This window comes from Shinella kummerowiae, assembly GCF_009827055.1.
Classification (GTDB): Bacteria; Pseudomonadota; Alphaproteobacteria; order Rhizobiales; family Rhizobiaceae; genus Shinella; species Shinella kummerowiae.
The window spans coordinates 239,420-263,921 of the sequence record NZ_WUMK01000003.1; the positions used below are offsets into that span (position 1 = coordinate 239,420).

General features: G+C 62.2%; 24 protein-coding genes, 1 pseudogene and 1 riboswitch. Of the genes and pseudogenes, 9 read left to right on the plus strand and 16 right to left on the minus strand.

The features are described from left to right. Window positions 1-42 precede the first annotated feature (42 nt). Window positions 43-789 (minus strand): sulfite exporter TauE/SafE family protein, encoded by a 747-nt coding sequence (locus tag GR138_RS08950; protein WP_160858512.1) that lies wholly within the window; start codon window positions 787-789, stop codon window positions 43-45. A 97-nt stretch (window positions 790-886) separates the two neighbouring features. On the opposite strand from GR138_RS08950, the gene GR138_RS08955 reads away from it, so the two are divergent. Continuing rightward, entirely contained in the window at window positions 887-1,768 is an 882-nt protein-coding gene (locus GR138_RS08955; RefSeq protein WP_160858514.1) for a LysR family transcriptional regulator, read from the plus strand. A 39-nt stretch (window positions 1,769-1,807) separates the two neighbouring features. Here the strand turns inward: GR138_RS08955 and GR138_RS08960 are convergent, their stop codons facing one another. From GR138_RS08960 to GR138_RS08975, 4 genes are all read right to left on the minus strand, one after another. Further along, window positions 1,808-2,665, minus strand: coding sequence for an ABC transporter permease (locus tag GR138_RS08960; protein ID WP_160858516.1), 858 nt, complete (start codon window positions 2,663-2,665; stop codon window positions 1,808-1,810). After that, a complete protein-coding gene (locus GR138_RS08965; protein ID WP_160858518.1) occupies window positions 2,662-3,543 on the minus strand; it encodes an ABC transporter permease in 882 nt (293 codons plus the stop codon). The genes GR138_RS08960 and GR138_RS08965 overlap by 4 nt, the downstream gene beginning before the upstream one ends. Next, window positions 3,536-4,606, minus strand: a complete 1,071-nt coding sequence (locus GR138_RS08970) for an ABC transporter ATP-binding protein (protein ID WP_160858520.1) — start codon at window positions 4,604-4,606, stop codon at window positions 3,536-3,538. Before GR138_RS08970 ends, GR138_RS08965 begins: the two co-directional genes overlap by 8 nt. Window positions 4,607-4,672: 66 nt before the next feature. Beyond that, a complete protein-coding gene (locus tag GR138_RS08975) occupies window positions 4,673-5,800 on the minus strand; it encodes an extracellular solute-binding protein (protein ID WP_160858522.1) in 1,128 nt (375 codons plus the stop codon). A gap of 240 nt (window positions 5,801-6,040) precedes the next feature. On the opposite strand from GR138_RS08975, the gene GR138_RS08980 reads away from it, so the two are divergent. Next, window positions 6,041-6,970: a sugar phosphate isomerase/epimerase family protein gene (locus GR138_RS08980; protein ID WP_160858524.1), complete on the plus strand. Its 930-nt coding sequence runs from the start codon at window positions 6,041-6,043 to the stop codon at window positions 6,968-6,970. A gap of 49 nt (window positions 6,971-7,019) precedes the next feature. Here GR138_RS08980 and GR138_RS08985 read toward each other — a convergent pair whose 3' ends face one another. The 7 genes from GR138_RS08985 to GR138_RS09015 all read right to left on the minus strand — a co-directional run bounded on the left by GR138_RS08985 (window position 7,020) and on the right by GR138_RS09015 (window position 14,754). Next, the gene (locus tag GR138_RS08985; RefSeq protein ID WP_160858526.1) at window positions 7,020-8,465 is read right to left on the minus strand and encodes an APC family permease; all 1,446 of its coding nucleotides are present in this window, start codon (window positions 8,463-8,465) and stop codon (window positions 7,020-7,022) included. A gap of 79 nt (window positions 8,466-8,544) precedes the next feature. After that, window positions 8,545-9,051, minus strand: a complete 507-nt coding sequence (locus GR138_RS08990) for a flavin reductase family protein (RefSeq protein ID WP_160858528.1) — start codon at window positions 9,049-9,051, stop codon at window positions 8,545-8,547. A gap of 4 nt (window positions 9,052-9,055) precedes the next feature. Further along, window positions 9,056-10,399 carry a glutamine synthetase family protein gene (locus GR138_RS08995; protein WP_160858530.1) on the minus strand — a complete coding sequence of 448 codons (1,344 nt, stop codon included), beginning with the start codon at window positions 10,397-10,399 and terminating at the stop codon, window positions 9,056-9,058. Window positions 10,400-10,401: 2 nt separating this feature from the next. Continuing rightward, the gene (locus tag GR138_RS09000) at window positions 10,402-11,079 is read right to left on the minus strand and encodes a TetR/AcrR family transcriptional regulator (RefSeq protein WP_160858532.1); all 678 of its coding nucleotides are present in this window, start codon (window positions 11,077-11,079) and stop codon (window positions 10,402-10,404) included. Beyond that, window positions 11,076-12,368 (minus strand): alpha/beta fold hydrolase, encoded by a 1,293-nt coding sequence (locus GR138_RS09005; protein WP_160858534.1) that lies wholly within the window; start codon window positions 12,366-12,368, stop codon window positions 11,076-11,078. The genes GR138_RS09000 and GR138_RS09005 overlap by 4 nt, the downstream gene beginning before the upstream one ends. Window positions 12,369-12,371: 3 nt before the next feature. Then, a complete protein-coding gene (locus tag GR138_RS09010; RefSeq protein WP_160858536.1) occupies window positions 12,372-13,682 on the minus strand; it encodes an acyl-CoA dehydrogenase family protein in 1,311 nt (436 codons plus the stop codon). A gap of 22 nt (window positions 13,683-13,704) precedes the next feature. Next, entirely contained in the window at window positions 13,705-14,754 is a 1,050-nt protein-coding gene (locus tag GR138_RS09015; RefSeq protein WP_160858538.1) for a 2,5-dihydroxypyridine 5,6-dioxygenase NicX family protein, read from the minus strand. Window positions 14,755-15,265: 511 nt separating this feature from the next. On the opposite strand from GR138_RS09015, the gene GR138_RS09020 reads away from it, so the two are divergent. The 7 genes and pseudogenes from GR138_RS09020 to GR138_RS09045 all read left to right on the plus strand — a co-directional run bounded on the left by GR138_RS09020 (window position 15,266) and on the right by GR138_RS09045 (window position 20,043). Next, window positions 15,266-16,327: a DUF2218 domain-containing protein gene (locus GR138_RS09020; protein WP_160858540.1), complete on the plus strand. Its 1,062-nt coding sequence runs from the start codon at window positions 15,266-15,268 to the stop codon at window positions 16,325-16,327. Between the two features lie 382 nt (window positions 16,328-16,709). After that, window positions 16,710-18,350, plus strand: a pseudogene (locus tag GR138_RS09025) (putative bifunctional diguanylate cyclase/phosphodiesterase); the annotation flags it as partial. 74 nt (window positions 18,351-18,424) lie between these two features. Further along, window positions 18,425-18,595 (plus strand): EAL domain-containing protein, encoded by a 171-nt coding sequence (locus GR138_RS30950; protein WP_420853630.1) that lies wholly within the window; start codon window positions 18,425-18,427, stop codon window positions 18,593-18,595. A gap of 300 nt (window positions 18,596-18,895) precedes the next feature. Further along, window positions 18,896-19,105, plus strand: coding sequence for a cold-shock protein (locus tag GR138_RS09030; RefSeq protein WP_160858544.1), 210 nt, complete (start codon window positions 18,896-18,898; stop codon window positions 19,103-19,105). A 128-nt stretch (window positions 19,106-19,233) separates the two neighbouring features. Next, the gene (locus tag GR138_RS09035) at window positions 19,234-19,521 is read left to right on the plus strand and encodes a cold-shock protein (RefSeq protein ID WP_160858546.1); all 288 of its coding nucleotides are present in this window, start codon (window positions 19,234-19,236) and stop codon (window positions 19,519-19,521) included. Window positions 19,522-19,558: 37 nt separating this feature from the next. Continuing rightward, window positions 19,559-19,795: a 30S ribosomal protein S21 gene (gene rpsU, locus GR138_RS09040; RefSeq protein ID WP_160858548.1), complete on the plus strand. Its 237-nt coding sequence runs from the start codon at window positions 19,559-19,561 to the stop codon at window positions 19,793-19,795. Between the two features lie 41 nt (window positions 19,796-19,836). Continuing rightward, complete coding sequence (locus tag GR138_RS09045; RefSeq protein ID WP_160858550.1) at window positions 19,837-20,043, plus strand: hypothetical protein; 207 nt, start codon at window positions 19,837-19,839, stop codon at window positions 20,041-20,043. Between the two features lie 190 nt (window positions 20,044-20,233). Here GR138_RS09045 and nrdF read toward each other — a convergent pair whose 3' ends face one another. From nrdF to nrdH, 4 genes are read right to left on the minus strand one after another with little or no spacing between them, the layout of a single operon-like run. Continuing rightward, window positions 20,234-21,223: a class 1b ribonucleoside-diphosphate reductase subunit beta gene (gene nrdF, locus GR138_RS09050; protein WP_160858552.1), complete on the minus strand. Its 990-nt coding sequence runs from the start codon at window positions 21,221-21,223 to the stop codon at window positions 20,234-20,236. Window positions 21,224-21,237: 14 nt separating this feature from the next. Beyond that, complete coding sequence (gene nrdE / locus GR138_RS09055; protein WP_202402597.1) at window positions 21,238-23,385, minus strand: class 1b ribonucleoside-diphosphate reductase subunit alpha; 2,148 nt, start codon at window positions 23,383-23,385, stop codon at window positions 21,238-21,240. Next, window positions 23,382-23,777: a class Ib ribonucleoside-diphosphate reductase assembly flavoprotein NrdI gene (gene nrdI, locus GR138_RS09060; protein ID WP_160858556.1), complete on the minus strand. Its 396-nt coding sequence runs from the start codon at window positions 23,775-23,777 to the stop codon at window positions 23,382-23,384. Before nrdI ends, nrdE begins: the two co-directional genes overlap by 4 nt. Window positions 23,778-23,787: 10 nt before the next feature. Then, window positions 23,788-24,009: a glutaredoxin-like protein NrdH gene (gene nrdH / locus GR138_RS09065; RefSeq protein WP_160858558.1), complete on the minus strand. Its 222-nt coding sequence runs from the start codon at window positions 24,007-24,009 to the stop codon at window positions 23,788-23,790. A gap of 253 nt (window positions 24,010-24,262) precedes the next feature. After that, window positions 24,263-24,479, minus strand: a riboswitch (cobalamin riboswitch). Between the last annotated feature and the right edge of the window lie 23 nt (window positions 24,480-24,502).

A 24,502-nucleotide genomic window follows, 5' to 3' on the forward strand; every position in this document is an offset into this window, starting at 1 on the left:
CCCGCCGCATCTATTGGATCGTTGGCGAGGTCGTCACAGGCCTCAACCGGCGAAGACCGGCCGCAGAACCATTTCACATCCAAGCAGCAGCAGGCAGATCAGGAACCCACGCCGGAAGGCCGAAGGACTGATCCGCTGGCGGATCGCCTGCCCGGCCGCCATGCCGATCAGCGCGGGGACGACGGCGAGAAGCGAGGGAACCAGATTTCCGGCAGGCAGCGCGCCTTGAAATCCGAGGGCAAGGGCAAGAGCGATGGTGGAGACGGTGAAGGACAGCCCGAGCGCCTGGACCAATTCCTCCTTGTCCAGGTCGAGCGCCTGAAGGTAGGGCACGGCGGGAATGACGAAGACGCCGGTGGCGCCCGTCACCAGCCCCGTCGCGAAGCCAACCAGTGGTGTAGCAACGGGCTGCCAGGATGACGGTATGCGCCTTGGGACGGCGCAAAGCGTGTAGGCGGCATAGGCGATGAGGGTAAGGCCAAGCGCGCTGGTGGTGCGGCCGGCAGCACCGCCCGCAAGCAAGCTCGAACCGACGAACGTGCCGACAACCACCGCAGCCATCATCGGCCATAGTCGCCGCAGGAGCGGCTTGAAACCGGGACCGGTCAGCAACTGCCAGACATTGGTGACGAAGGAGGGCACGAGCAGCAGCGTCGCGGCCGTCAGCGGCGACAGCACCGCGCCCAGCACACCCATGGCAACTGTCGGCAGGCCCATGCCGGTAACGCCCTTGACGATGCCGGCGAGAAAGAAGGTTGCGGTGATGATGACGATGTCGTTCTGATCCATTGCCCGAACTAACGGCCTGCCTGTTCCTGCCACAAGCGGGAAGATCCGGCATCAGCCTTCGGTTTATCCGAAGGCTGTTTTGTGTTACGTCCTGAAAATGCGCTTCGACCTTGCCGATCTGCGTCTCTTCCTGGCCATCGTGGAGGCCGGCAGTATCACGCATGGCGCCCAGACTACGAACCTGTCCGTAGCCGCGGCAAGTGAGCGGCTGCGCGACATGGAGGCGTCCGGCGGCGTACAGCTTCTCGAACGCGGACGTCGCGGCGTGATGCCCACCCGCGCCGGCGATACGCTTGCGCATCATGCCCGCCTTGTCCTGCACCAGGTCGGCGCCATGCATGCGGAAATGTCCGAACACGCGCGCGGTCTGCGGTCGTCGATCCGCGTTCTGGCCAATACGGCCGCCATCACCGAATTCCTGCCGGAACGGCTCGCGCCATGGCTTGCCGACCACCGACAGGTCGATGTTGATCTTGCCGAACGACCGAGCCGTGAGACAGTTGCCGCGGTCGCGCGCGGGACAGCGGCGTTCGGTATCGTTTCCGACGCCGTTGACACCACCCCGCTTGCCACCCTGCCCTTTGCCGTGGACCGTCTCGTCGTCGTGCTGCCACGAGACCATCCGATGGCGATGCAAAAGCAGATCGCGTTCCCGGACATATTAAGCGAAGACTATGTCGGCTTCGCGGGCGCGTTGCAGGACCATATCGACCAGCAAGCGCTGCGCGTCGGGCAGAAGCTGCACTCCCGTGTGCGTCTGCGCACCTTCGAGGGGATCTGCCGACAGGTGGCAGTGGGCGTCGGTCTCGGCATCGTTCCGGAAGTCGCCGCCCGGCGGTGCCGCCGCGGCCTGCCGATCGCCAGCGTGCGGCTGAGCGATCCCTGGGCGACCCGCCGGCTTCTGTTGTGTTTTCAGGAAACGCAGCCACTTGATCCGGCCGCCGAGAAACTCCTTGCGCATCTGGCGGTGAGTGGATGATCCGACTTGGATGCGCAGCGTGAGCCCGTCAAGTCGGTCTCAAGCTTCAGACCCGCTCGACCGCCGTCTTCGGGCAAGCTCATAGGCGATGGCGGCGAGGATCGTCGCGGCGATGAGCACGAGCCCGAGAGCGTTGACGGCGGGGGAGAGCCCTGTGCGCACCTTCGTCGCGATATAGACCGTCAACGGCGTCTCGGTGCCGCGCACGAAGAGCGTGGTGTTGTAATTCTCGAAGGATTGCAGGAAGGCGATGCACGTCGCGGCCAGAAGCGACGGTTTGAGATAGGGCAACAATATGCGGCGGAAAACCACAATGCGGGACGCGCCGAGGTCCACAGCCGCGTCCTCCAGCGTGCGATCGAAACGCTGCATGCGGGCGGCGACCATCAGCATCACATAGGCGGAGATAAAACTCGATTGCGCGAGGATGATCAGCGCCGTGCCGCCACCGACCCCGACCTGGCGCCACAGCACCAGGGTGGCGATGCCGATGGCGACACCGGGGGTCAGAAGCGGCGAGACCATCACCGCATAGAAGAGGCTCCGCGAGCGATCCTGAAGGCTGTTGAGGAAAAGAGCCGCCGCGGTTCCGACGGGCAGGGAAATCGCAATCACGCCCAGGCTGATGAGAATGGACAGCCGGAGCGCCTGCCACATGGCGCTATCCGCCCACAGCGCCGAGAACCAGTCGAGCGTCGTTCCGAGCCAGGGTGTGACAGTTGGGAATTTGCTGGTGTTGAACGTCGCCGCCGCCATCACCAGAAGCGGCAGGAACAGGTAGGCGAAGAACAGCACCATGTAGATGGCGAAGATCACCTTCGGCAGGACGCTTGCGAGGGTCGTGAGCCCCTGCGCGGAGGGCGCTGCGCCCGCAGTGGCCTTATAGGAAACCGTCATTTTGCCACATCCGCGAGGTTGACCCGGAAAATCCTGAGCGCCGCCATCACGAAAGCCATGCACAACGCGAGCAGAACCAGCGCATAGGCGGCGCCGCGGTTCCAGTTCCCGCCTTCGAAGAACCAGTTATAGATGATCTCGGTGAACCAGCGACTGCCCGGCGCACCGAGAAGGGCCGGCGCCACATAACTTCCGGCCGCCAGCATGAAGGTGAAGACGCAGCCTGTCGCGATGCCGGCCTTGGCATGCGGGATGACGATCCGGCGATGGATCTGAAGTGTCGAGGCGCCGAGATTGCGGGCCGCCTCGACCTGCGCCGAATCCAGTGTGCTGATGGAATTGTAGACCGGGAAGAGCATGAACAGGATATAGGCATAGACCATGCCCGCCAGCACACCGATGTCGCTGAACCAACGCACTGGCGCGTCGATCACGCCGAGCGACGTGAGCACGACATTGAGCGGACCGTTGAAGGCGAGAAGGATGTACCAGGCCAGCGTCCGCAGCACCTCGTTGATCCAGAACGGGATGATCAGCGCGACCGTCACGAAGGCGACGGCCTTGCGCCGGGCAACCTTGGCCAGCCAGTAGGCCATTGGATAGGTGACGACGAAGGTCGTCGCCATGACGAGCGCGCTCGCCCAGATGGTCTTGAGGAAGATGCCCCGGTGAACCGGATCGGAGAACAGTGCGGTAAAATTGACCAGCGTGTAGCGATCGTCTGGACCGCCGATCTGCGCCGGCATCAGGTTGGGCCTGAGCGAGAAATCCAGCATCATCAGGTTGGGCGCCAGAACCATCCCCAGCAGCCACGTCGCGACACAGATAAGGATCACGCTGCCGAGGCCGACGCCAAATCGCTGAAACAGGCTATGCATGGGCCAGAACCAGCGCCTGCGAAGCGGCAAAGGACAGCCGCACATTCGTTCCGGCTGTCGGCGCCTCGGCGAGCCGGTGGTGCGGCAACGCGGCCGACAGACGATATCCACCGTCGGTCTTTGCGTGCAGCATGGCGGTCGCGCCTTCGAATTCGAGTTGCTCGGCAACGGCGTGCAGGCCATTGGCATCGGCGCCCGCCGCAAGCGAGATCGCCTCGGGCCGAACGTAGACGATCGCCTGATCGCCGACCTTGAGATTGGCGCCGCTCCGCCCGGTGAAAAGACCGTGCGCCGTCTCGATTGCCGCCATGCCATCAGCGACACGTTCCACGCGGCCGGGGAACTCATTCGTTTCCCCGACGAACCGCGCAACAAAGGGTGTCGCCGGATTGGAATAGAGTTCCAGCGGTGGCGCGACCTGTTGCAGGACACCCGCGCTCATCACCGCGACACGATCCGACATGGCAAGCGCCTCGGACTGGTCATGGGTGATATAGATGAAGGTGACGCCGGTGCGCTTTTGCAGGCTGCGCAATTCCGCGCGCATGTGCTGGCGCAGTTTCAGGTCGAGTGCCGAAAGCGGTTCGTCGAGAAGCAGCACCTGGGGCTCGACGGCCAGCGCGCGGGCAATCGCGACGCGCTGTTTCTGCCCGCCGGAGAGTTCATGCACCATGCGGTCGCCATAACCCGGCAGGGCAATGAGTTCGAGCAGTTCCTCCGCACGCTTTCGCCGATCGGCCTTGCGCACACCGCGCACTTCCAACCCGAAAGCGATGTTTTCCCACACCGGCATAAGGGGAAAGAGGGCCAGCGACTGGAAGATCATCGAAGTCGGCCGCTGGTCGGCGCCGATGCCCACCATGTCGCGCCCACCGATCAGGATCCGGCCGCCCGTCGGCTGCATGAAGCCGGCGATCAAGCGCAGGATGGTCGTCTTGCCACAGCCGGAAGGACCAAGGATCGAAAAGAACTCGCCCCCCTCTATGGCAACGGACAATTTCTCGACCGCGCGGGCCTTGCCGAAGGTCATTTCGACATCGATCAGTTCGACGGAACGGGACATGCAGGCCTTCCTTGAAAAAGAGCGGCGGCGGGATCCTGTCCCGCCGCCCAATGTCCGCAGACGGATTTAAGCCGAGAGGAACTTGTCCTGGTACTCGTTGCGCAGGGCAACGAACCAGTTTTCCTGAACCGGCCACCACCACAGCTTTTCGAGAGCATCGCCCGGATAGGCGGCTGCGAAGAACTTTTGCGACGCTTCGGACAGGAATTTTTCCGCACCGACGGCGGTCGTGTTGATCGAGGTGTGGTTGGCGTAGAGCGCGCCGGCTTCCGGCGTCAGCACCCAGTTCAGGAAGGCATAGGCCTGTTCGACATTGGCGGCGCCAACGGGAATGGAAACACCTTCCATCCAGGTCAGCGCGCCTTCCTTCGGCGCCACGAAGCCAACCGGCAGGCCTTCCTTGGCGAGACCGGCGGCGGACGAATCCCAGGTCTGGCCGATCGTCACGCCGTTTGCGCGAAACGCGCCCTGCGCTTCGTTTTCGTTCGACCAGAACTGCGCGATATTGCCCTTGTTCTTGATCGCTTCGACGAGGATGGCGTCGTAGTTCACCCGCATCGTCGCCTCGTCCTTGAAGCTGTCGCGCATCGGCTTCGGTAGCGTACCCTGCGCCTCCATCCACAGGCCGAGGCCGACGAGGCCGGAATGGCCGCGAACGGTAGCCTTGCCAGCCATTTCCGGCTTCCAGATATCGCCATACGAGGCGGTGCCGTATTCCAGCGGGGCGGTGTTCTTGTCGAAGGTGATCGCTTCCGTGCCCCAGTCGGTCGGCACCTGATAGCGTTTTCCGTCGATCACCGCGCCCAGCGTTTCAGACCCCTTGAGGGCGCTGGCCAGCACGCGATCCCAAAGAACCTTCTTTTCGTCGATCGGCTGGATGAGACCGAATTCGACATAGTTCGGCACGCGGTCAACTGCCGGCCAGATGACATCGTAGCCCGAGCCATTGCTGGCGCGCATCTGGTTGAGCAATTCATCATTGGTGCCATAGGGTGTGTAGACCGGCTTGATGCCCGTATCCTTCTCGAATGCCGCCAGCATCTCGTCGGAAATATAGCCGGCCCAGGCGAAGATGTTGACCGTGCCGGACGAGCCGGCTGCAAAGCCCGTGCGGGAGACGAACGGCGCTGCCAAAGCAAGGCCGGCCGCTGCCATGGTGCCCTTCATCAGGATGCGTCGACTAACGTGGGTCATCGAAAGGTTCTCCTTTTTGGCGCCACCATCGGCCGCCGTCAGGGCACCGCTCTTAGGACCGGTCTGTGACAGGCACGCGAAGGATTCCGTGCCAGAAGCCGCTTCCGTCCCGCCTTGCATGGTGCGACCGCAAACTTCATCGAACGGTCATCCGCGTGTCGGCTGACTGACACATTCGCTGACTAGCGGGAGGGGCATCCGGGCAGCTCCATGCCCAACTCATCAAGGAGGCTAGCTCTCATGTTTTCCAATGGCGTCAAAGGCATCGGCATTTCCGCGCACAAGAGGGCGCATGATCTTTCCGACTTCGGGGCGGAGCTCGACATGATCGAAGCGCTTGGCGTGGACTCAATCGAAATCCCCACCTTCGATGTCGATGTCGTCGTCGGCGGACGGGTCCGCCGACCCCAGCTCGCCGCGCTGCTCAGCGCATGCCGCGGCCGCGATGTGCTCTATTCGGTGCACGGCCCGCTCGCCATCAACTTCATGGATGAGGCCTGGCGCCTGCCGCGCCATTTCGAGGTGCTGGAAGCGTCGCTGGAAGTCGCCGCGGAACTGGGCGCAGAGCACTATGTCCTGCATTCCGGGCTCGCACCGCGCCAGCAGGCCGCCGGCACCGAAGCGGCCTACGACCGCCAGCGCGAGGCGCTGTCACGGGCCGGAGACATCGCGCGACAGCACGGGCTAATCCTGTGCGTGGAAACACTGTTTGCCGACTATAAGGGAGACGGCTACGCCTCGTCGCCACGGCGCCTGGCGAGAGAGCTTTCCACCATCGCGCATCGTCATGTCATGGCCACCATCGATTTCAGCCACGCCTACCTCAAGCTCGACTTCGACGGCGAGCGGGATCGTTTCGTGGCCGAGATCGCCGCCCTGGCGCCCCATGCCAAGCACCTGCACATCCATGACAGTTTCGGCCGTCAGGACGACATATGGATGTATACCGAGGGCGAACGCCTGGCCTATGGCCACGGCGACCTGCACCTACCGGTCGGATGGGGCGACATTCCATGGCAAGCCTTGATGAGCGAATGCAAATTCCCCGAGGGCACGCTTTTCAACATCGAGCTCAATCAGCGCTACTGGTATGCGGCGACGGAATGCGTCGAGGCAACGCGCGGCCTGGCGCATTCGGCGCAAACCGAGCAAGCCCCCATCGCGGCCTGACGTGGCCGGTCTCTCGACCAGACCGACCACGCAAGGGTAACGCTGGTTCCTAGCCGGCGCGGTTCTGGCCCATGCGGGCATAGGCAGCCGGGTTGGTTGCCTTGAGCCGGCTTGCCATGACAAAGCCGATCAGGCCTGCAACCGGAATCAACGCCGGCAGGATGATGCCGAGCATGCCGCCAGCGGTCTGGGTGAGATCGCCGAAGTTGATGAAGATATAGACGAACAGTGCCGCCATGATGAGGCCCGACACGGCCGGCAGGACGAGCGTCGTCAGCGGCGGATGCCTGCCTCTCGTCTTGCGGAAGAAGACGATGACCGACAGCGACGTGATGGTCATCATGCCGAGCACGCCGAGCGTACCGACCTGGCTGATCCAGGTGAACATATTGAGCACCGGATCGAGGCCAAGGCCGGCGAAGACCGCAAGCACGGCGAGCGCCATCACCGTTTGCACGAGCGAGCCGACATGCGGGCTCTGGTGCGCATCGTGGGTACGGCCGAAGGCGGCCGGCAGCAGACCTTCGCGGCCGGCCACGTAGCTGTAGCGGGCGATGTAGTTGTGGAAGGCGCTGATCGCGGCAAACAGGCTCGAGACAAGCAGCAGGCCGGCAATGGCCGGAACCGGTCCGCCGACATAGGTGCCGGCGAGATCGAAGAAGAACGATGTCGGGTCCGGCAGCGCACCGATCGTTGGCACGAGTTTGTCGGCGCCGACGCCGACGATCATCAGCCATGTCGTGAAGACGAAGAACAGCCCGATCATCAGCACGGACAGATAGGTGGCGCGCGGAATGGTCTTGTCCGGATCGCGCGCCTCCTCGGCATAGATCGTCGTCGCCTCGAAGCCGATGAACGAGCCCAGGCAGAACAGCACGGCAGCAGTAAGTGAGCCGGAGAACAGGGCTGTCGTATCGAAGAAATTGAAGGAGAGGCCACCTGCCCCACCCTTTGCCAGAATGGCGAAATCGACCAGCAGCACGATGAGATATTCGAGCACGACCAGCACGATCATCACCTTGGCGGAGAGATCGACCTGACGGTAACCCAGGATGCCGACGAGGGCGACGGCGATGAGGCTCCACAGATACCATGGCAGGTTGATGCCGAAGCCGGCGAAGACGCCGCTCGCAATGCCGCCCAAGAGGCCGATCAGGCCGAACTGCATGGCGTTGTAGGCGACGAGCGCGATGATGGCGACGGCGCCCGCCATGCGCCCGCCGAGGCCGCGTGCCGCATAGGCATAGAAGGCGCCGGCATTGGTGACATGGCGCGACATCGCCACGTAACCGGCAGAGAAGGCCAGCATGATCAGCGTCATCAGGAGAAACGTCGCCGGAATGCCGGTGCCGTTTCCAAGCAGGAAGGAAATAGGCACGGCGCCGGCAACGCCCGTCAGCGGTGCTGCAGCCGAAATCACCATGAAGGTCACGGCGATCAGGCCCAGCGAATTTCTGCGGAGTTGGTTTGTCCCCGCCGTCGTCACGTCAGTCATTGCTCTCTCCAGTTTTTGTTCCCCAATTCGCCGGCTCACCCCACCGGCATCCGCAGCCCCGTTTCGTTTTTATTGCGCGCTACGACAGTTGAACCGCCCGGTGATAGGCGCGGTGGCCGTAGAGCAGAGAGGCCGGGTTTTCCGACAAGCGGACATCCATGACGCGTCCGATGATGATGTGATGGGTTTCCCAGAGCACCGAGGTCGCGACCTGGCACTGGAAACTCGCGGTCGCCCCGTCGAGCGCCGGCTGGCCACGTTCGCCCGCCGACCAGGGCGTGCGCTCGAAGCGCTCCGCATGTTCGCCCGCCGTCAGCCGGCCGGCGAAGAGATCGGACACCGGATGCTGGTCCTCATGCAGGAGATTGGCGCAGAAGGCGCGGTTTCGCAGGATCGCCGCGGCGACCGGGCTCCTATGGTGGAGGCACGCGAGCAGCGATGGATGGTCGCCATCGGCAGAAACGGAGGTCAGCGAGCTGATCGTCACGCCGAAGCGCCCCGCCTCGCCGTCCGTCGTCACGACGGCAACGAACGTCGCCGCGCGGCTCATGCCTTCGAGGAATTGCAAACGAAGTTCCGGTTTCATGGCACTACCCCAGGTCAAAGAAGCGTTGCAGTTCTACATCGGGTACTTTCTTGCAGAATTCGTCATGCTGGTTCTGGCGGCTGGCGGAAAAGGCCTCGACGAAGCGCTCGCCCAGCCAGTCCCTGGCAAAGGCGGAGGCCCGCAGCCGCTCGATGGCCTCTGGCATGGAGCGGGCGAAATCCGGCCCCTCGCCCGCCTGCACATAGCCGTTGCCGATCACTTCCGGCTCGGGCTCAATGCCCTCCATGATGCCGGCAACGCCGGCCGCGACGGTCGCGGCGACTGTCAGATAGGGATTGGTGTCAGCGCCGGGCAGCCGGTTTTCGACGCGGAGCGACCCCGCATCGTGGCCGACGACGCGGAAGCAGGTCGTGCGGTTCTCGAAACCCCAGGTCAGGCCGGGCGGAGCGAAGGTGCCGGGTGCAAAGCGGCGGTAGGAATTCACCGTCGGCTGGAAGATCAGCGTCATGTCGCCGATGTAGCGTTGCAAGCCGCCGATGAAGTGTCGAAAGGTTTTCGACATGCCGTTCTTGCCGGCAGGATCGTGGAAGACCTTCTTGCCCTCCCCGTCGGTGAGGCTGACATGGAGGTGGATCGACTGACTGTCGGCAGCCTCCGTCCAGCGTGGCATAAAGGTGACGCATTTGCCCTGGCGCTGCGCGAGGGCGCGCACGAAATTTTTCAGGAGAACGAGCTGGTCGGCAGGCTCCAGCCCCGTGCCTGCCGCAATGCAGGCTTCGAGGAAGCCGCCGCCGATTTCCTCATGCATCTTGGCGAGGTCGATCTTCAGCGGCGCGCAGATGTCGGCCAGCGCCTCGTACCATTCCGTCTGCTGGACCTGGTAGAGCAGGAGGTCGTGGCTCTTGTGCAGCGTCGCCGTCTTGAGATTGCGGTAGCCCTTTTCGCGTGCGCTTTCCGGCGTCTCGTCGAACAGCGTGTATTCCAGCTCCATGCCGTAACGCGGGGCGAACCCCGCCTCGCCGACGCGGCCCAGCACGCGCTTCAGCAGCGAGCGCGGGCAAAGTTGTGCCGTGGCACCGCCATAGTTGGACAGCACCAGCAGGTCATGCCCGGGCTTGGACCAGGGCAGGCGGCGCACGGTGGTGGGGTCCAGCACCAGCGGGTCGTCGTGGAAATCCGACGTGTCGTCGGAGACGCCAGGAATGGTGAGGACGACATCGGTCGGATCGAGCGCGAAGGTGACGGGCGACATGCCCATGCCACTGCGCGCAATACCGGCCAGCGAGCGGACCGACACCATCTGGCCGCGAAGCAGACCGTTCGTATCGGTCATCGCCACGGTGGCGAAACGGCTTTCCGGGTCGGCAATGTAGGCGTCGAGGTTCATGGTCACTCCGTTTCGGTGGCCGGCGGCGGCTTGAGGGATGAGAGGACGGCGAGGTCTTTTTCGGAAGCGGTGGAATAGGCGCGCAGGAAGACGCCGAGCCCGTTGCGGATGTAGCGTTCGATGGTCGCCCGGTCGGGCACGGCATCGGGAATGTGCAGCGCCTTGTTGCGCGGTGCCGAGAGAATAAGACCCCAGAGGTCTTCCGCCGCGAGTTCCGCATCGTCGAAGACGAGCCGGCCGGCCGTACGCTGGCGTTCGAGATAGGTCATCATGCCAGCAAGCACCCGGTCAGGCCCCGACGCCTGGTAGGCGCGGCCGACATCCGGCAAGCGCTGGGCTTCGCCGATGATCAGCCGGGCGAGGTTCAGCAAGTCCGGCCGCAACACGACATCGGCGTAATGCCAGGAGAAGGCATAGAGTTCGGCCACCATGCCCGAGGCGGAGGGATACTCGAAGGATTCGAGCATGTGGTCCCGTTCCTGGCTCATCATGGCCGTGAAGAGCTCGTCCTTCGACGGAAAATACTGATAGAGCGTCGGCTTGGTCAGTCCCGCCTCGGCCGCGATGTCGTCCATCGAGGCGCTGACGAAGCCCTTCTCGGAGAAAACCTTGAGCGCGGCGTCGAGGATGCGGCGCTCGCGAAGGATGCGGTTCTGCTGTCGTTTCGGAAGCGCCGTCATCGTGTGACCTCCGACAGGAATTCGCCAAGCACCCTGTTGTAGGCGCCCGGGCGCTCGACATTGCAGACGTGCCCTGCGTCCTCGATGACCTCGAAACGCACGCAAGCGCGTGGTGTCGCTTCCGCGATGCGGCCCGCAACGCCGCGGATCTCCATCGGGGAAGCAAGGCGGTCGAACCGACCCGTCATCATCAGCGCCGGCATGGTGAGCCTAGAGAAATCGAGACGCTCCGGCGGATGGGTGAAGCAATGGAGCGCATCGCGATAGGTCGCGGCGGGAATGGCCGCCATGGAGGTTAACAGCACCTGCCGCACCGCCTCGCCGGCATGCGGGCCTGCCAAGACATCGACCACCGCAGGCGCAAAATCGGCTGGCGTCTTGCCTGCATCGAGAGGCACTTCGCGCGCCGTTCGAAACGCCTCGCGTTCCGCAACACCTGCCTCCGACATGCCGGTGCAGCCGCCGGAGAGGACGAGGCCTGCCAGCATGTCCGGATGACGCATGGCGAAGGACGCGGCAATCCAGGATCCGTAGGAAAGGCCGCAGAGCACAAGGCGCGTCGAGCCAAGCGCCTCGGCGACACGCAGGATATCGTCGCAATAATCCTCCACCGTGCTTTGCGACGAGCCGAGTTGGCTTTCGCCGTAGCCCCGCAGATCCAGTGCTGCGGCACGCAGGGTTGGTGCGACCGCGTGGAGCTGGGCCAGCCAGTTCGTGCGCGCACCGCCGATGCCATGCAGGAAAAGCACGAGCGGACCAGGCCTCTGCGGCGTGACCGTAGTCGCCAGCCGTAGATCGCCAGCAATGAAAACAGTCTCGAGTGCGGCGTCTCGTTGCTCGGCAGGGGTAACGTCATTCGGAGCCGATGCCCCGACGATGTCCTCGAGGGCCGCAATACCCATTTCGAAGATTGCCTTCGTGCCGGCGGCGATAGCCGGAGCGCGGTCAGCGGAAGCGGAAATCCACGCCGACCACTCGATGCGGCTGCCACCCCTTTCATCGGCGAAAACCTGCAAACGAGCATCATAGCGCTCCGCGCCCGCAATGCCTTCGAGATGCGTGTAAGCGAGCACCCGATCGCTGTCGGAGCGATAGGTGAGTTGCTCGCGGTACAGCGTATGCTCACCCTTCGCGGTGAAAGCGCGGATCAGCGCGCCACGCGCATCATGTTCCGTGCGCATTTCCGCAATTGCCGGATGCCAGGCCCCGCAGAAATCGCCGACCACAGCCCAGACCGCGGCGGGTTCTGCCGCGGCATGTCCGATGACGTAAACCTGTTCCGCAACCATGTCTCAGCGAAGCCCCTTCAGCGTGCCGCCGGTCCCCCGCCACAGCGAGGAGCGCGCACCGCCTTCGTCGCCGGGCGCCTTGTCGAGTTCGTCGAGGTCGTAGAGCGTGAGGACGGAGAGGTAGTCCTCCATGATTTCCGACGTATAGGGCAGCATCAGCGCGCCGCAGCGGCTGTCGCGATACATGCGTTCCAGCGGCAGGGTTTTCAGCATGGACTGGCCGCCGCAGGTGCGGATGGCGAGGGCTGCGATCTCCTGCACGCCTTCCATCACAGTGTACTGCGCGGCATACATGCGCAGCACCTGCGCCTTCGTCGGAAAGCCCTGGGCCTCCATGAAGGCCTGCCACCACAGCGCCCGCATGGCGGCAAGCTGGGTGTACATCTTTCCCACGGTGATGCGCTTCGTGCCGAACATGCGCCGGTCGGCGGGCGGCTGGCCGGGCACCTCGCCGCGCAGATAGGCGACCGTGAAATCGAAGGCGCCCTGCGCCACGCCCATATAGGTGGGCGACAATGTCGCCATCATGTGCGGCCAGTGCGGCAGGGTCTTGATGAAGATGCCGCGCGGCATCATCAGGTCGTCCTCGGTGACGAAGACATCTTTCAGGATGAGGTCGCGGCTGTTGGTTCCCCTCATGCCGAGCGGATCCCAGCTGCCGGTGACCGAGAGGCCCGGCGCATCCTTGTGCACGACGAAGATCATCGTGTCCTCATGGCGCGGCTCTATGCCCTCGAAATGCTCGGTGCAGACGATGGAATAGTAGTCGCAGTAGCCGGCGAGCGAGGCGAACTTCTTGAAGCCGTTGATGCGCCACCCGCCATCGACCTTGCGGCAGGCGGTCTGCGCCGGCTTGGAGGTCCAGTTCTGCCCGGCCTCGGAGATCGGCTGCGAATAGATGCCCTGTTCCTTGACGGCACGGCGGAACTGGCGTTCGCGCAGCGGCGCGAAGGCGGCCCGGTCCTCGTCCGTCAGGTTGGGCAGTTCATACATGAACCGCGACCACATCATCGAAGAGTTGTGCATGTTGAAGGTGAGTGCGGTGGCACCGCAATATTTGCCAATTTCCGCGCCGACCATCGCATATTCGCCAAGGCTGAAGCCGTGGCCGCCAAACTCCTTGGGAACCGTCAGGGTGAGAAAACCCTCTGCGGCCAGGTCCTTGTAGTTCTCGACCGGGAAGGAGGCTTCGTCGTCGATGCCCTTGGCGCGTGGTGCAAAGCGCTCGCGGCCGAGTTCGTTGATCCGGGTGAGGACATCGAGCACTTCGGGCCGGATGCGGGAAAGGTCGTAGTAGTCTGCAGGTTCGCTCATGATCAGTCCTTGTCAAATCCGGTCAGAGGACGAGGTTGCCCTGGAGACGGCCTTCCTTCACCACGGCGACGCCATCCAGAGTAATCGTGCACTTGCGCATCGGCAGGTCGAAATGCCCTTCCGTAAACCGGCCGGCATATTGGTTGGCGCCGGTCGACCAGAGGAAATTGCCGGCCCAGGCGCGGAACTCGACGGCCTGCATGTCGCGTTTGTCGTAGAGCGCACCGGAGACCCAGCGGGCGGCAGGGTTCATGCCCCAGCCGACATGCGAGAACCCGTAGGCAAGCGGGTCCTCCCAGGCTTCCATGTACGCCCGGAAGAGTTCGGCATCCAAACCATCGCCCTTGATGTCCTTGACGAAGTCGTTCTCGACGGTGAAGTCGATGCGGCTGGTTAGATAGCTCTTGAAGGTCAGGTTCATGTCGCCAACATCCATGACGATGCGGCCGTTGACGGTGCCCGGCCCCGGGAAGGCAAGGCAAAGACCACCCGGCCAGTGGGCAACCGCGCCTGGCGACGTGCCGAAGCCCGGTGTTCCGCCGCAAGGCGCGTCCCTGAGATCGATGAAAAGATCCGTTCCGGCCGCGGAGGTGACGCGCATTTCCTTCGCCTCGCGCAGCATCTGGATGCCGAGCGCCACCTTGGGGCCGAGTTCCGCCTTCGGTTCACAACGCTCGAGGATTTCCGGATGCTCGTTGCAGATCACGAGGATGCGCGCACCGGCCGCTTCGATCTCCGGCCATTCGGCGGCATGGATCATGCCTTCCACCGTGCAGTCGACGATCACCTCGCACTGCTTCATCGCTTCGATGGCCGCACGGTTGCCCTGGATCGCGAGCGACGTGCCGGTGGATTTGACCGGCACGGGCGCCGTCTGCCGCGGCGTCGGCATGGTGATCATGCAATAGTCGGCGCCGAGATCGTGACAGGCGAGATCCGCAAGCTGGACCAGCACGGGCCGCGACTGAGTCTCGGCAACGATCGCCACCCGCGTCGCCGGGCCAATTCCGTTGAGCACGAATACGCGTCGGAAGCAGGCAAGCCACTTCCCCTCAATGCGCTCCTGCAGCATTGACTTCTCCCAGATCTGAACCGCCCCTCAGCGATTTCTTTACTTATGAGTAAAGAAACTGTTTGAAGTCTAAAATTTTGTCAAGAGATAATTCCGGGGTCGGGAAACGGGCGTTCCGCCTACCGAAAATCACCTTGCATTCTTTGCTTGCTCCGAATAAAAACATGATAGTTTTCATCATCTTAAAATTAGCCGAAATGACGAGGCGTGCAGGCATTCAATGAAGAAGAGCGGCTTCAGACGGTGAACTATCTGCGCGCGATGACCTGTAATGCCGAGGGCGTAACGACCCTCGCGACGACGGAGCCGTTGCTGCCGCCCTTGTGGCAACCCCCACCGCCGCCCTTGTGGCACCTTATGCGGACCGTCGAGGCACATCACAGACGGCCGGCCGCACGTCGCCGGCAGGCCGGAAGATCTCCTGACAGAAGAACCCGTGCGGCAGGTCTCGGCCTGGAAAACCACACATCACCGACCCCGACATCCGGGTATTTGAGAGTGAGGCCCCATCATGACCGCAGTCGCGGAATTCAAACTTTCCGGTACGGCACTGCCGAAGGACGCGGAATGGATGCTCAACGAGATGTGCGAGCACTTCGTCGAACACGCCGAGGTTCAACGCACCGCCGGTACAGCGCTGCTGACGAATGAGACCGGCACCGCGCATATGCGCCTGGACGACGGCAAACTTCTGATCGAGCTTGCCTGCCCGACGCAGGACGCGCTCCAGATCAGCCGCACCGTCATCGCCGAGCACCTCTTCTACTTTGCCGGAGACGAGCCGTTCGAACTCACCTGGTCCGACCCGATGCCGCACACGCGGCTCGCCAATCTTCATGAGGCGACGGTCTCGTCGACGCACGACGTGACGCCGCATATGCGCCGCGTGATCGTCGCCTGCGCGGATGTCACGCCCTTTGTCAGCAGCGACATGCATGTGCGGCTGCTCATCCCGCCGAGGGGACGGCGGCCCGTCTGGCCGGGCGTGCGCGACGATGGACGCATCGCCTGGCCGGAAGGCGAAGATGCGCTGCTGACCCGCATATACACGATCCGTGCCGTCGATGTGGAACGGCGTGAGCTGTGGATCGACTTCCTGCAACACCCCATGCCCGGCGTCGCAACCCCGGGCGCTGATTTTGCCCGGGACGCACAACCGGGCGACCGATTGGCCCTGCTCGGACCGGGCGGCGGCAACCTGCCCGAAGCGACCTCCATCTTCCTCGTCGGCGACGAAAGCGCCCTGCCCGCCATTGCCCGCATCGCCGCCGAAGCGTCAGCGGACACGCATATGCAAGCCATCATCGAAGTGCAGGATGCGGCGGAAGAGCAGCGACTGCCCACCGCAGGCACGCTCGACGTGCGCTGGTTGCACCGCAAGACCTATCCCGCCAGCGCGAAAAACATGCTGGCGGACACGGCCAAGGCGGCCCTCGCCGCCGTCGATGGCGAAACCTTCGTCTGGGTGGCCTGCGAGAAAGACGACGTGCGGATCATCCGCGGCTTCCTGAAGAGCCGAAAGCACGACCGGAAGCGGATGTATGTGGCCTGGTATTGGGAGCGCGAAGCGTAGGCAACCAAGGCGCGGCAGGTAAAGGCCTGCCGATCGAAAACGATATTCCGCCTCTCGGCAGGCTGATCGACCATAGCTAGCTGCCGCCCGACGCGGTCGATCGCGCCCGGCCGAGCAATGCCCAGATATCGGTCGATCACCCAAATTGAGCACAATAATTTTAGAGTTTGTTTGCGATTCGGCGCTTACCCTTGATTGTACCGCGATCTGGGGCCGGCGCATGCTGAGAGTGATTTCGTGTATAACCTATGAGCACGATTATGCCTTCGTGATCGCCGCCGCGATTGTCTGCATCGTGACGTCGATCATGACGGTGCGCCTGTTCGATCGCGCCGATCGCATCCCCGCTGCCCGCCGATTTTCCTGGATCGTCTTGTCCGGCATGGCCGGCGGCGCCGCCATATGGACCACGCATTTCGTCGCCATGCTGGGCTTTCAGCTACCGGCGGAACACGCATTCGATGCGTTCCTGACGATCGGCTCGCTCCTCATTGCAATCAGCGTCACGGCCGGCGGCTTCTACATGACCGTGGAGCGGGCAGGAAATCTACCCCCCGAGATCGGTGGGCTGGTTTTCGGCATAGGCATCGTCGCCATGCACTTTACCGGCATGGCGAGCCTGGAAAATGCCGGGCAGCTCGAATGGGACCGGACCCTCGTCACGGCCGCCGTGCTGTTCGCATTGGGTTTCGGCGCCCTGACCGCCCACCTGCTGGCCCGGTACAGTTCAGGCCTCAGCCGGCTCCTGGCGATGCTGACGCTGGTGCTTGCAATCTGCACCATGCATTTCACCGCCATGGGGGCGGCGACCTTGTTGCCGGACGCCACCGACGCCGCCCCGATGCATACGATGTCCAACGAATTCCTGGCCGTGCTCGTGCTGGCAACCATGGCGGTCATGGCCGGGTTGATACTCTACATGATGGACACCCGTTCGCAGCGGGAGTTGATCGACAGCTTCCGGCATGCGGCGCGACACGATCCGCTGACGGGGCTGCCAAATCGCGCCTATCTGTCGGAGCATCTGCCTGCCATGCTGGCACAGGCGCGTGATTGCAGTGCGCAGGCGGCGGTGGTCGTCATCGATCTCGACCGGTTCAAGGAAATCAACGACGTCCACGGGCATCATGCGGGTGATTGCCTGCTGCAGACGCTGGCAAAGCGGTTCGCACTGCAGATGAAGGCAGGCGAGATCATTGCCCGCGTCGGCGGCGACGAGTTTGTCGCGATCAAACATCCGGTTCATGAACAGGCCGACGTGGACGAATTTGCCCGACGCCTCGGCAACTGCATTGCCGAACCGGTGCAACGCGGCACGGCAACATTCACCGCAGGCGCAAGCATCGGGATCAGCCGTTTCCCAGGTGACGCAGACAGTGCGGAGGAGTTGATCGGAAGGGCAGATCTCGCCATGTATCGCGCGAAGCGGGCGATTGGCGACGCGGTTTGCTATTATGAGCCATCCATGGATGAGGGGCGCCGGGAGCGCAGCGCCCTCGCGATGGAGCTGCGCCATGCGGTCGAGCGCGATGAGCTGGTGCTCCACTATCAACCGCAGTTGAACCTGCAATCCGGCGAGGTCATCGGCTACGAGGCGTTGGTGCGCTGGAAGCACCGTACCCGCGGTCTTGTGCCGCCATCCGACTTTATTCCGATCGCCGAGGAGACCGGCCTGATCCTCCTGATCGGCGAGTGGGTGCTCAAAACGGCCTGTGAGGAAGCTGCGCGCTGGACCAAGCCGTACAGGATCGCCGTCAACATCGCATCCGCGCAACTCGCGCAGGCAGACCTGCCGAAATCCGTTCAAGAGGTCCTTTTCTCGTCGGGCCTGCCGGCATCGCGTCTGGAACTGGAGATTACCGAAGCAAGCCTCATAGAGGACCGCGAGCGGACGCTGCGCGTCATTCGCCAGTTGAAGACGCTGGGCGTGACCATCGCGATGGACGATTTCGGTACGGGCTACTCCTCCCTCTCCATGTTGCAGACGTTCCCCTTCGACAAGGTCAAGCTGGATCGTTCCTTCATCGAGGCGGTGACGCCGATGCGGTGTCGATGGCGATCGTCAAGGCGACGATCCTTCTCACCTCCAGCCTTGGAATGTCCGTCGTCGCGGAAGGCGTCGAGCGGCAGGAACAGGCCGATTTCTTGCAGGCGGAAGGATGCAGGGAAGCCCAGGGGTTCTTCTACGGCCGGCCGGAACCGCTATCGGCAATCGCTGGCAGGGTGGGCCGCGTGGCGACCGTGGAAGCCGGACCTGTCGCTGCGTGATACGACGAAGTCATCATTCCAGTGCGCCCTGCACCCGCAGATAGAAAATCACGGGCAAAGAAAAAATAAACACGCTGGCATAGCTCTGATTCCGTGATGTTTTTTCAGTATTTTTTTTGAAAAAACCGGAGCTGCGGCGAGAATTTTGTTGCCGAAGGCGCCAAACATACTTATCTTCATGCTATCGAACTTTGCTTGCGACCTTTGTCTTCCGCCTTCCGGCTCGGTCAGATCTCCTCTCATTGTCGATTTATTTGCGGCTGATTTCGTCGCGTTTTCAACGATTGAAAGGATATCGTTATGAGTTCAGGCACCGTAAAGTGGTTTAACGGCACCAAGGGCTACGGCTTCATCGCACCGGATGACGGCGCGAATGATATTTTCGTGCACATTTCCGCGGTCGAACGCGCCGGCCTCCGCTCGCTCGCCGAAGGCCAGAAGGTGAACTACGAAGTGGTCCAGGATCGCAAGTCCGGCAAGCTTTCTGCCGACAACCTGACCGCAGAATAACAGAATTGTTGCCCCTTTTCGCTGACCACGGATGTACTGGCAGCGAACAGAGCGCGACGGGAAGAGGTCGGGTCGATGCCCGGCCTTTTTATTTTCGCACTCGGGAAATTGGAACCTGAAAGGGCGCCATGAACCGGAATGTCTATGCAATCGGCGATGCGGTAAAGCTCAAGACTGATCAGCACCGTTCTGCCGAAAGCGGGAGGGTTTGCCGGATCATCGCTGTGCTGCCGTCTGATCGCGGCGAAGTGCAATACCGCATTCGTGTCGGCGACGAGCCCCATGAACGCCGCGTTCTCGCAAGCGACATCGAGGCACCGGACACCCCGATGGTGACCAGGCCCAAAACGCCCACATCGCACGCCGGAGGAACGGAGCCCTGGTTCAAGGCCTCCAGCATCCGGACGAAAAAGTAAAACAAGCAGCGGTACTCCCGCCAAGGAAGGACATAATTTGCAAGTTCTCGTCAGGGACAACAACGTCGAGCAGGCTATCCGCGTTCTGAAAAAGAAGATGCAGAGAGAAGGTCTTTTTCGGGAAATGAAGGCGCGCAGCGCCTACGAAAAGCCCTCTGAGCGCAGAGTAAGAGAGAAAGCCGACGCCATCCGGCGCGCGCGCAAGCTCGCCCGCAAGAAAGCGCAGCGGGAAGGCTTGCTTCCGGCACCGAAGAAGAAGCCCATTCGCGCGTAATCGGGTGGCGACCAGTTTCCGGCCCAGATGAGGAGTGATCGATGACTGCGACCCGACAGCAATTTTTTAAGCCTACCAAGGCGACGGCTGCCGAAAAGGCGGCTGAGACCAATTCTGTCGCGAAAGGCATTATCGAACAGGAAGCTGCCGCCCGCGAAAAGAAGACCGAGAAACTGCGCGCGCTGCGACTGGCCCAGGATATGGAGGCGGTCCAACCGGCTCCAACTCCCAAGCGAAAGCGCAAATAACCGGCGCAGGCTGCGAAGGGCGTAGACGCCCAAGCAGGCCAATTTCGACGTCATCAAAGATAAAGCGGCCAAGCCATCGAATTGGCCGCTTACCTGTTCAGGAAACAGCAAACGTGGAATAGCGGACCGAAATGGTCGGCTCCCGGTTTCCGACCCGCCATATCACCGATATGAAACCCGTCTCCCGTCCTCAGAAATCCCAGTCTTCGTCCTCGGTGGCGACGGCCTTGCCGATGACATAGGACGAGCCGGAGCCGGAAAAGAAGTCGTGGTTTTCGTCGGCATTCGGCGAGAGTGCGGAGAGGATCGCCGGGTTGACCTTGCAGGCTTCCGGCGGGAAGAGTGCTTCGTAGCCGAGATTCATCAGCGCCTTGTTGGCGTTGTAGTGCAGGAACTTCTTGACGTCTTCGGTGAGGCCGACGCCATCGTAAAGCGCTTCGGTATATTTCGCCTCGTTGTCGTAGAGTTCCAACAGCAGCTCGAAGGCAAAATCCTTGATCTCCTGTTGCCTTTCCGCGCTCAGGCGCTCCACTGCGCGCTGAAACTTGTAGCCGATATAGTAGCCGTGCACGGCCTCGTCGCGGATGATGAGGCGGATCATGTCGGCGGTGTTGGTGAGCTTGGCGCGGCTCGACCAGTACATGGGCAGATAGAAGCCGGAATAGAACAGGAAGCTCTCGAGGAAGACGCTCGCGACCTTCTTCTTCAACGGATCGGCGGAGGCGTATTGCTCCATGATCAGCGCCGATTTCCTCTGCAGGAATTCGTTTTCCTCTGACCACCGATAGGCGTCGTCCACATCCGGCGTCGAGCACAGCGTCGAAAAGATAGACGAATAGGAGCGCGCATGCACGGCCTCCATGAAGGAGATGTTGGAAAGCACGGCTTCCTCGTGCTGGGTCGCGGAATCTTCCATCAGCCGCACGGAGCCGACGCCGTTCTGGATCGTGTCGAGCAGGGTGAGGCCGGTGAACACGCGGATGGTGAGCTGTTGCTCCTCCGACTTCAATGTCGCCCAGGACGGGATATCGTTGGACAGCGGCACCTTTTCCGGCAGCCAGAAATTCCCGGTCAGGCGGTTCCAGACTTCGAGGTCCTTGTCGTCCTCCATGCGGTTCCAGTTGATGGCGCGCACGGCGGCGGCCGCCTTCGGGGCTTTGGTCTTCACTTGAATGTTCATGGTCTTCCCCGATGTCACAGCGCGCACGAGACACAGCCCTGCACTTCCGTGCCGGACAGCGCCATCTGGCGAAGGCGGATGTAGTAGATGGTCTTGATGCCCTTCCTCCAGGCGTAGATCTGCGCCCGGTTGATGTCGCGCGTCGTCGCGGTGTCGCGGAAGAACAGCGTCAGCGACAGGCCCTGGTCGACGTGCTGGGTCGCTGCCGCATAGGTGTCGATGATCTTTTCCGGCCCGATCTCGTAGGCGTCCTGATAGTAGTCGAGATTGTCATTGGTCATGAAGGCGGCCGGGTAATAGACGCGGCCGATCTTGCCTTCCTTGCGGATCTCGATCTTCGAGACGATCGGGTGGATCGAGGAGGTGGAGTGGTTGATGTAGGAGATCGAGCCCGTCGGCGGCACGGCCTGGAGGTTCTGGTTGTAGAGGCCGCCTTCCATGACGGCCTTTTTCAATTCCACCCAGTCCTCCTGCGTCGGGATATGGATGCCCGCCTCTTCGAAGATCACCCTCACCTTCTCCGTCGCCGGCACCCATTCGGCTTCGGTATATTTGTCGAAGTATTCGCCGGAGGCGTATTTCGAGTTCTCGAAGCCTTTGAAGCTCACGCCCTTCTCGATCGCCAGGCGGTTTGAGGCGCGCACCGCGTGGTAGGTCACGGTGTAGAAATAGAGATTGGTGAAGTCGACGCCCTCTTCCGAGCCGTAGAAGATGCGCTCGCGGGCGAGGTAACCGTGCAGGTTCATCTGGCCAAGGCCGATGGCGTGGCTGTCGTCGTTGCCTTTTTCCACGGAGGGGACCGAGGAAATATGGCTCATCTCGGAGACGGCGGTCAGCGCGCGGATTGAAGTCTCGATCGTCTTGCCGAAATCTGGGCTATCCATTGCGGAGGCGATGTTGAGCGAGCCAAGATTGCAGGAAATGTCCTTGCCCATCTTCGCATAGGACAGGTCATCGTTGAACGCGCTTGCTTCGCTGACCTGCAGGATTTCCGAGCAGAGGTTGCTCATGGAGATACGCCCGGCGATCGGATTTTCCCGGTTCACCGTGTCCTCGAACATGATGTAGGGGTAACCGCTCTCGAACTGGATTTCCGCGATGATCTGGAAGAAGTCGCGCGCCTTGATCTTCTTCTTCTTGATGCGGCCGTCCTCGACCATCTCGCGGTATTTCTCCGTCACCGAAATCTCGGTGAAGGGCACGCCGTAGACACGTTCCACGTCATGCGGCGAGAACAGGTACATGTCCTCGTTGTTCTTGGCGAGCTCGAAGGTGATGTCCGGTATGACGACGCCGAGCGACAGCGTCTTGATGCGGATCTTCTCGTCGGCATTCTCGCGTTTGGTATCGAGGAAGCGCATGATGTCGGGGTGGTGGGCATGGAGGTAGACGGCCCCCGCCCCCTGCCGCGCGCCGAGCTGGTTGGCATAGGAGAACGAGTCTTCCAAGAGCTTCATCACCGGGATGACGCCGGAGGACTGGTTTTCGATCTGCTTGATGGGCGCGCCCATCTCGCGAAGATTGGTCAGCGACAAAGCCACGCCGCCGCCGCGCTTGGAAAGCTGCAAGGCCGAATTGATCGAGCGGCCGATGCTCTCCATGTTGTCCTCGACGCGCAGCAGGAAACACGAGACGAGCTCGCCACGCTGTTTCTTGCCCGCATTGAGGAAGGTCGGCGTTGCCGGCTGGAAGCGGCCGGAAATGATCTCGTCGACGAGGTCCCTCGCCAGCGCCTCGCTGCCGCGCGCCAGAGCCAGCGCCACCATGCAGACGCGGTCCTCGTAGCGCTCCAGATAGCGCTTCCCGTCAAAAGTCTTCAGCGTGTAGGACGTGTAGTATTTGAAAGCGCCGAGAAAGGTCGGAAAGCGGAACTTCCTGTCATAGGCGTGATCGAAGAGATCGCGCACGAAATTGAAGGAATACTGGTCCAGCACCTCCTGCTCATAATACCCCTCCGCCACCAGATAATCGAGCTTCTCCCGAAGGTTATGGAAGAAGACGGTGTTCTGGTTGACGTGCTGGAGGAAATATTGCTTGGCGGCCTGCCGGTCCTTGTCAAGCTGGATTTTTCCACCCTCGTCGTAGAGATTCAGCATGGCGTTGAGCGCGTGGTAGTCCAGCGCCGTAATCTCCGGGGCCTTGATCGGCTTGTCGAGCGTCATCGTGTCCAAAATCGTTCCAATCCATCTTTGACGTTGGCGACATCCTCATCCGTGCCCAGAAGCTCGAAGCGATAGAGATAAGGCACCCCGCATTTGGCGGAGATGACATCGCCGGCGATCCCGAAGGTCGCGCCGAAATTGCTGTTGCCCGCGGCAATCACGCCGCGAAGGTTCGCGCGGTTTTCCGCATCGTTGAGGAAGCGGATCACCTGTTTTGGAACGGCGCCTTTGCCATCCTCGGCGCAATAGGTCGGCACGACGAGGACGAAAAGCGCCCGTGCCTTCAGCGCTCCATCGGCGCGAAGGGGAATGCGGGCGGCTGGAATGCCGAGCTTTTGCACGAAGCGATGGGTGTTTTCCGACCGAGTGGAAAAATAGACGAGCTCACCCATTGCCGCGGCTTCAGGCGAGCGCGCTGATCATGTCAGGGCGGAAGCCCGCCCAGTGTTGCTCGCCGGCGATGACGACTGGGACCTGGCGGTAGCCAAGACCCTGCACGAGCGCGAAGGCATCGGCATCCTCGGAGACGTCGACGACGCTGTAGTCGATACCCTGGCGGTCGAGCGCACGGGTGGTCGCGTTGCACTGGACGCAGGCTGGCTTGGAGTAAACAGTGATGGACATGGGCTTCCTCGTAATTTGGCAATTAGACGTGACGAATCGTTCAGCCATCCGCCGATGGCCGTCCGATGAACTAAAAATGAAACAGGTGGCCACCCTGCAGGCGGCCGGACACCGGGGCGCCGCTTACTCGCGCGGAGGTACTGGAAACGGAATCGACATGACTTCACCCCGAAGCAACTATGCGAGGCGTTCGGGGAGACGGGGCGCGGCATCATTCCACAACCCAACGCTCGCCTTCCGGACACCCCGCCCGTGGACATTCATGCGCGAGGCAGGTCTCCTGGCTTGCGGGTCACGGCATCCGTCCGCCTTCCCAGGGCATTTGCGCCCCAGTGGTCTTTTGAACGAATGCTCGCCGCTTACAGTTGCGGGGGCAGCTCCGGATTGACGCAGCCATCATGGCCACTCCGGATTCCCGTCTTAGCCTTCAATCCTTTCGAATCGAAGGAACCTCGAACACAAGATATAGTAGACGAGGTAAAAAATGCGTCAA

Coding starts and splice junctions, on each gene's coding strand:
- GR138_RS08970 (WP_160858520.1), bottom strand. CDS start 4,606: ATGTCCCGTTCCGTCGAACTGATCGATGTCGAAATGACCTTCGGCAAG.
- GR138_RS09020 (WP_160858540.1), top strand. CDS start 15,266: ATGACCGCAGTCGCGGAATTCAAACTTTCCGGTACGGCACTGCCGAAG.
- GR138_RS08985 (WP_160858526.1), bottom strand. CDS start 8,465: ATGACTGACGTGACGACGGCGGGGACAAACCAACTCCGCAGAAATTCG.
- GR138_RS08990 (WP_160858528.1), bottom strand. CDS start 9,051: ATGAAACCGGAACTTCGTTTGCAATTCCTCGAAGGCATGAGCCGCGCG.
- GR138_RS09005 (WP_160858534.1), bottom strand. CDS start 12,368: ATGGTTGCGGAACAGGTTTACGTCATCGGACATGCCGCGGCAGAACCC.
- GR138_RS08955 (WP_160858514.1), top strand. CDS start 887: ATGCGCTTCGACCTTGCCGATCTGCGTCTCTTCCTGGCCATCGTGGAG.
- GR138_RS08975 (WP_160858522.1), bottom strand. CDS start 5,800: ATGACCCACGTTAGTCGACGCATCCTGATGAAGGGCACCATGGCAGCG.
- nrdE (WP_202402597.1), bottom strand. CDS start 23,385: ATGACGCTCGACAAGCCGATCAAGGCCCCGGAGATTACGGCGCTGGAC.
- GR138_RS09030 (WP_160858544.1), top strand. CDS start 18,896: ATGAGTTCAGGCACCGTAAAGTGGTTTAACGGCACCAAGGGCTACGGC.
- GR138_RS08980 (WP_160858524.1), top strand. CDS start 6,041: ATGTTTTCCAATGGCGTCAAAGGCATCGGCATTTCCGCGCACAAGAGG.
- GR138_RS08960 (WP_160858516.1), bottom strand. CDS start 2,665: ATGACGGTTTCCTATAAGGCCACTGCGGGCGCAGCGCCCTCCGCGCAG.
- GR138_RS08965 (WP_160858518.1), bottom strand. CDS start 3,543: ATGCATAGCCTGTTTCAGCGATTTGGCGTCGGCCTCGGCAGCGTGATC.
- GR138_RS09035 (WP_160858546.1), top strand. CDS start 19,234: ATGAACCGGAATGTCTATGCAATCGGCGATGCGGTAAAGCTCAAGACT.
- nrdI (WP_160858556.1), bottom strand. CDS start 23,777: ATGGGTGAGCTCGTCTATTTTTCCACTCGGTCGGAAAACACCCATCGC.
- GR138_RS09000 (WP_160858532.1), bottom strand. CDS start 11,079: ATGACGGCGCTTCCGAAACGACAGCAGAACCGCATCCTTCGCGAGCGC.
- GR138_RS30950 (WP_420853630.1), top strand. CDS start 18,425: ATGTCCGTCGTCGCGGAAGGCGTCGAGCGGCAGGAACAGGCCGATTTC.
- nrdF (WP_160858552.1), bottom strand. CDS start 21,223: ATGAACATTCAAGTGAAGACCAAAGCCCCGAAGGCGGCCGCCGCCGTG.
- nrdH (WP_160858558.1), bottom strand. CDS start 24,009: ATGTCCATCACTGTTTACTCCAAGCCAGCCTGCGTCCAGTGCAACGCG.
- GR138_RS08995 (WP_160858530.1), bottom strand. CDS start 10,399: ATGAACCTCGACGCCTACATTGCCGACCCGGAAAGCCGTTTCGCCACC.
- GR138_RS09015 (WP_160858538.1), bottom strand. CDS start 14,754: ATGCTGCAGGAGCGCATTGAGGGGAAGTGGCTTGCCTGCTTCCGACGC.
- GR138_RS08950 (WP_160858512.1), bottom strand. CDS start 789: ATGGATCAGAACGACATCGTCATCATCACCGCAACCTTCTTTCTCGCC.
- GR138_RS09045 (WP_160858550.1), top strand. CDS start 19,837: ATGACTGCGACCCGACAGCAATTTTTTAAGCCTACCAAGGCGACGGCT.
- GR138_RS09010 (WP_160858536.1), bottom strand. CDS start 13,682: ATGAGCGAACCTGCAGACTACTACGACCTTTCCCGCATCCGGCCCGAA.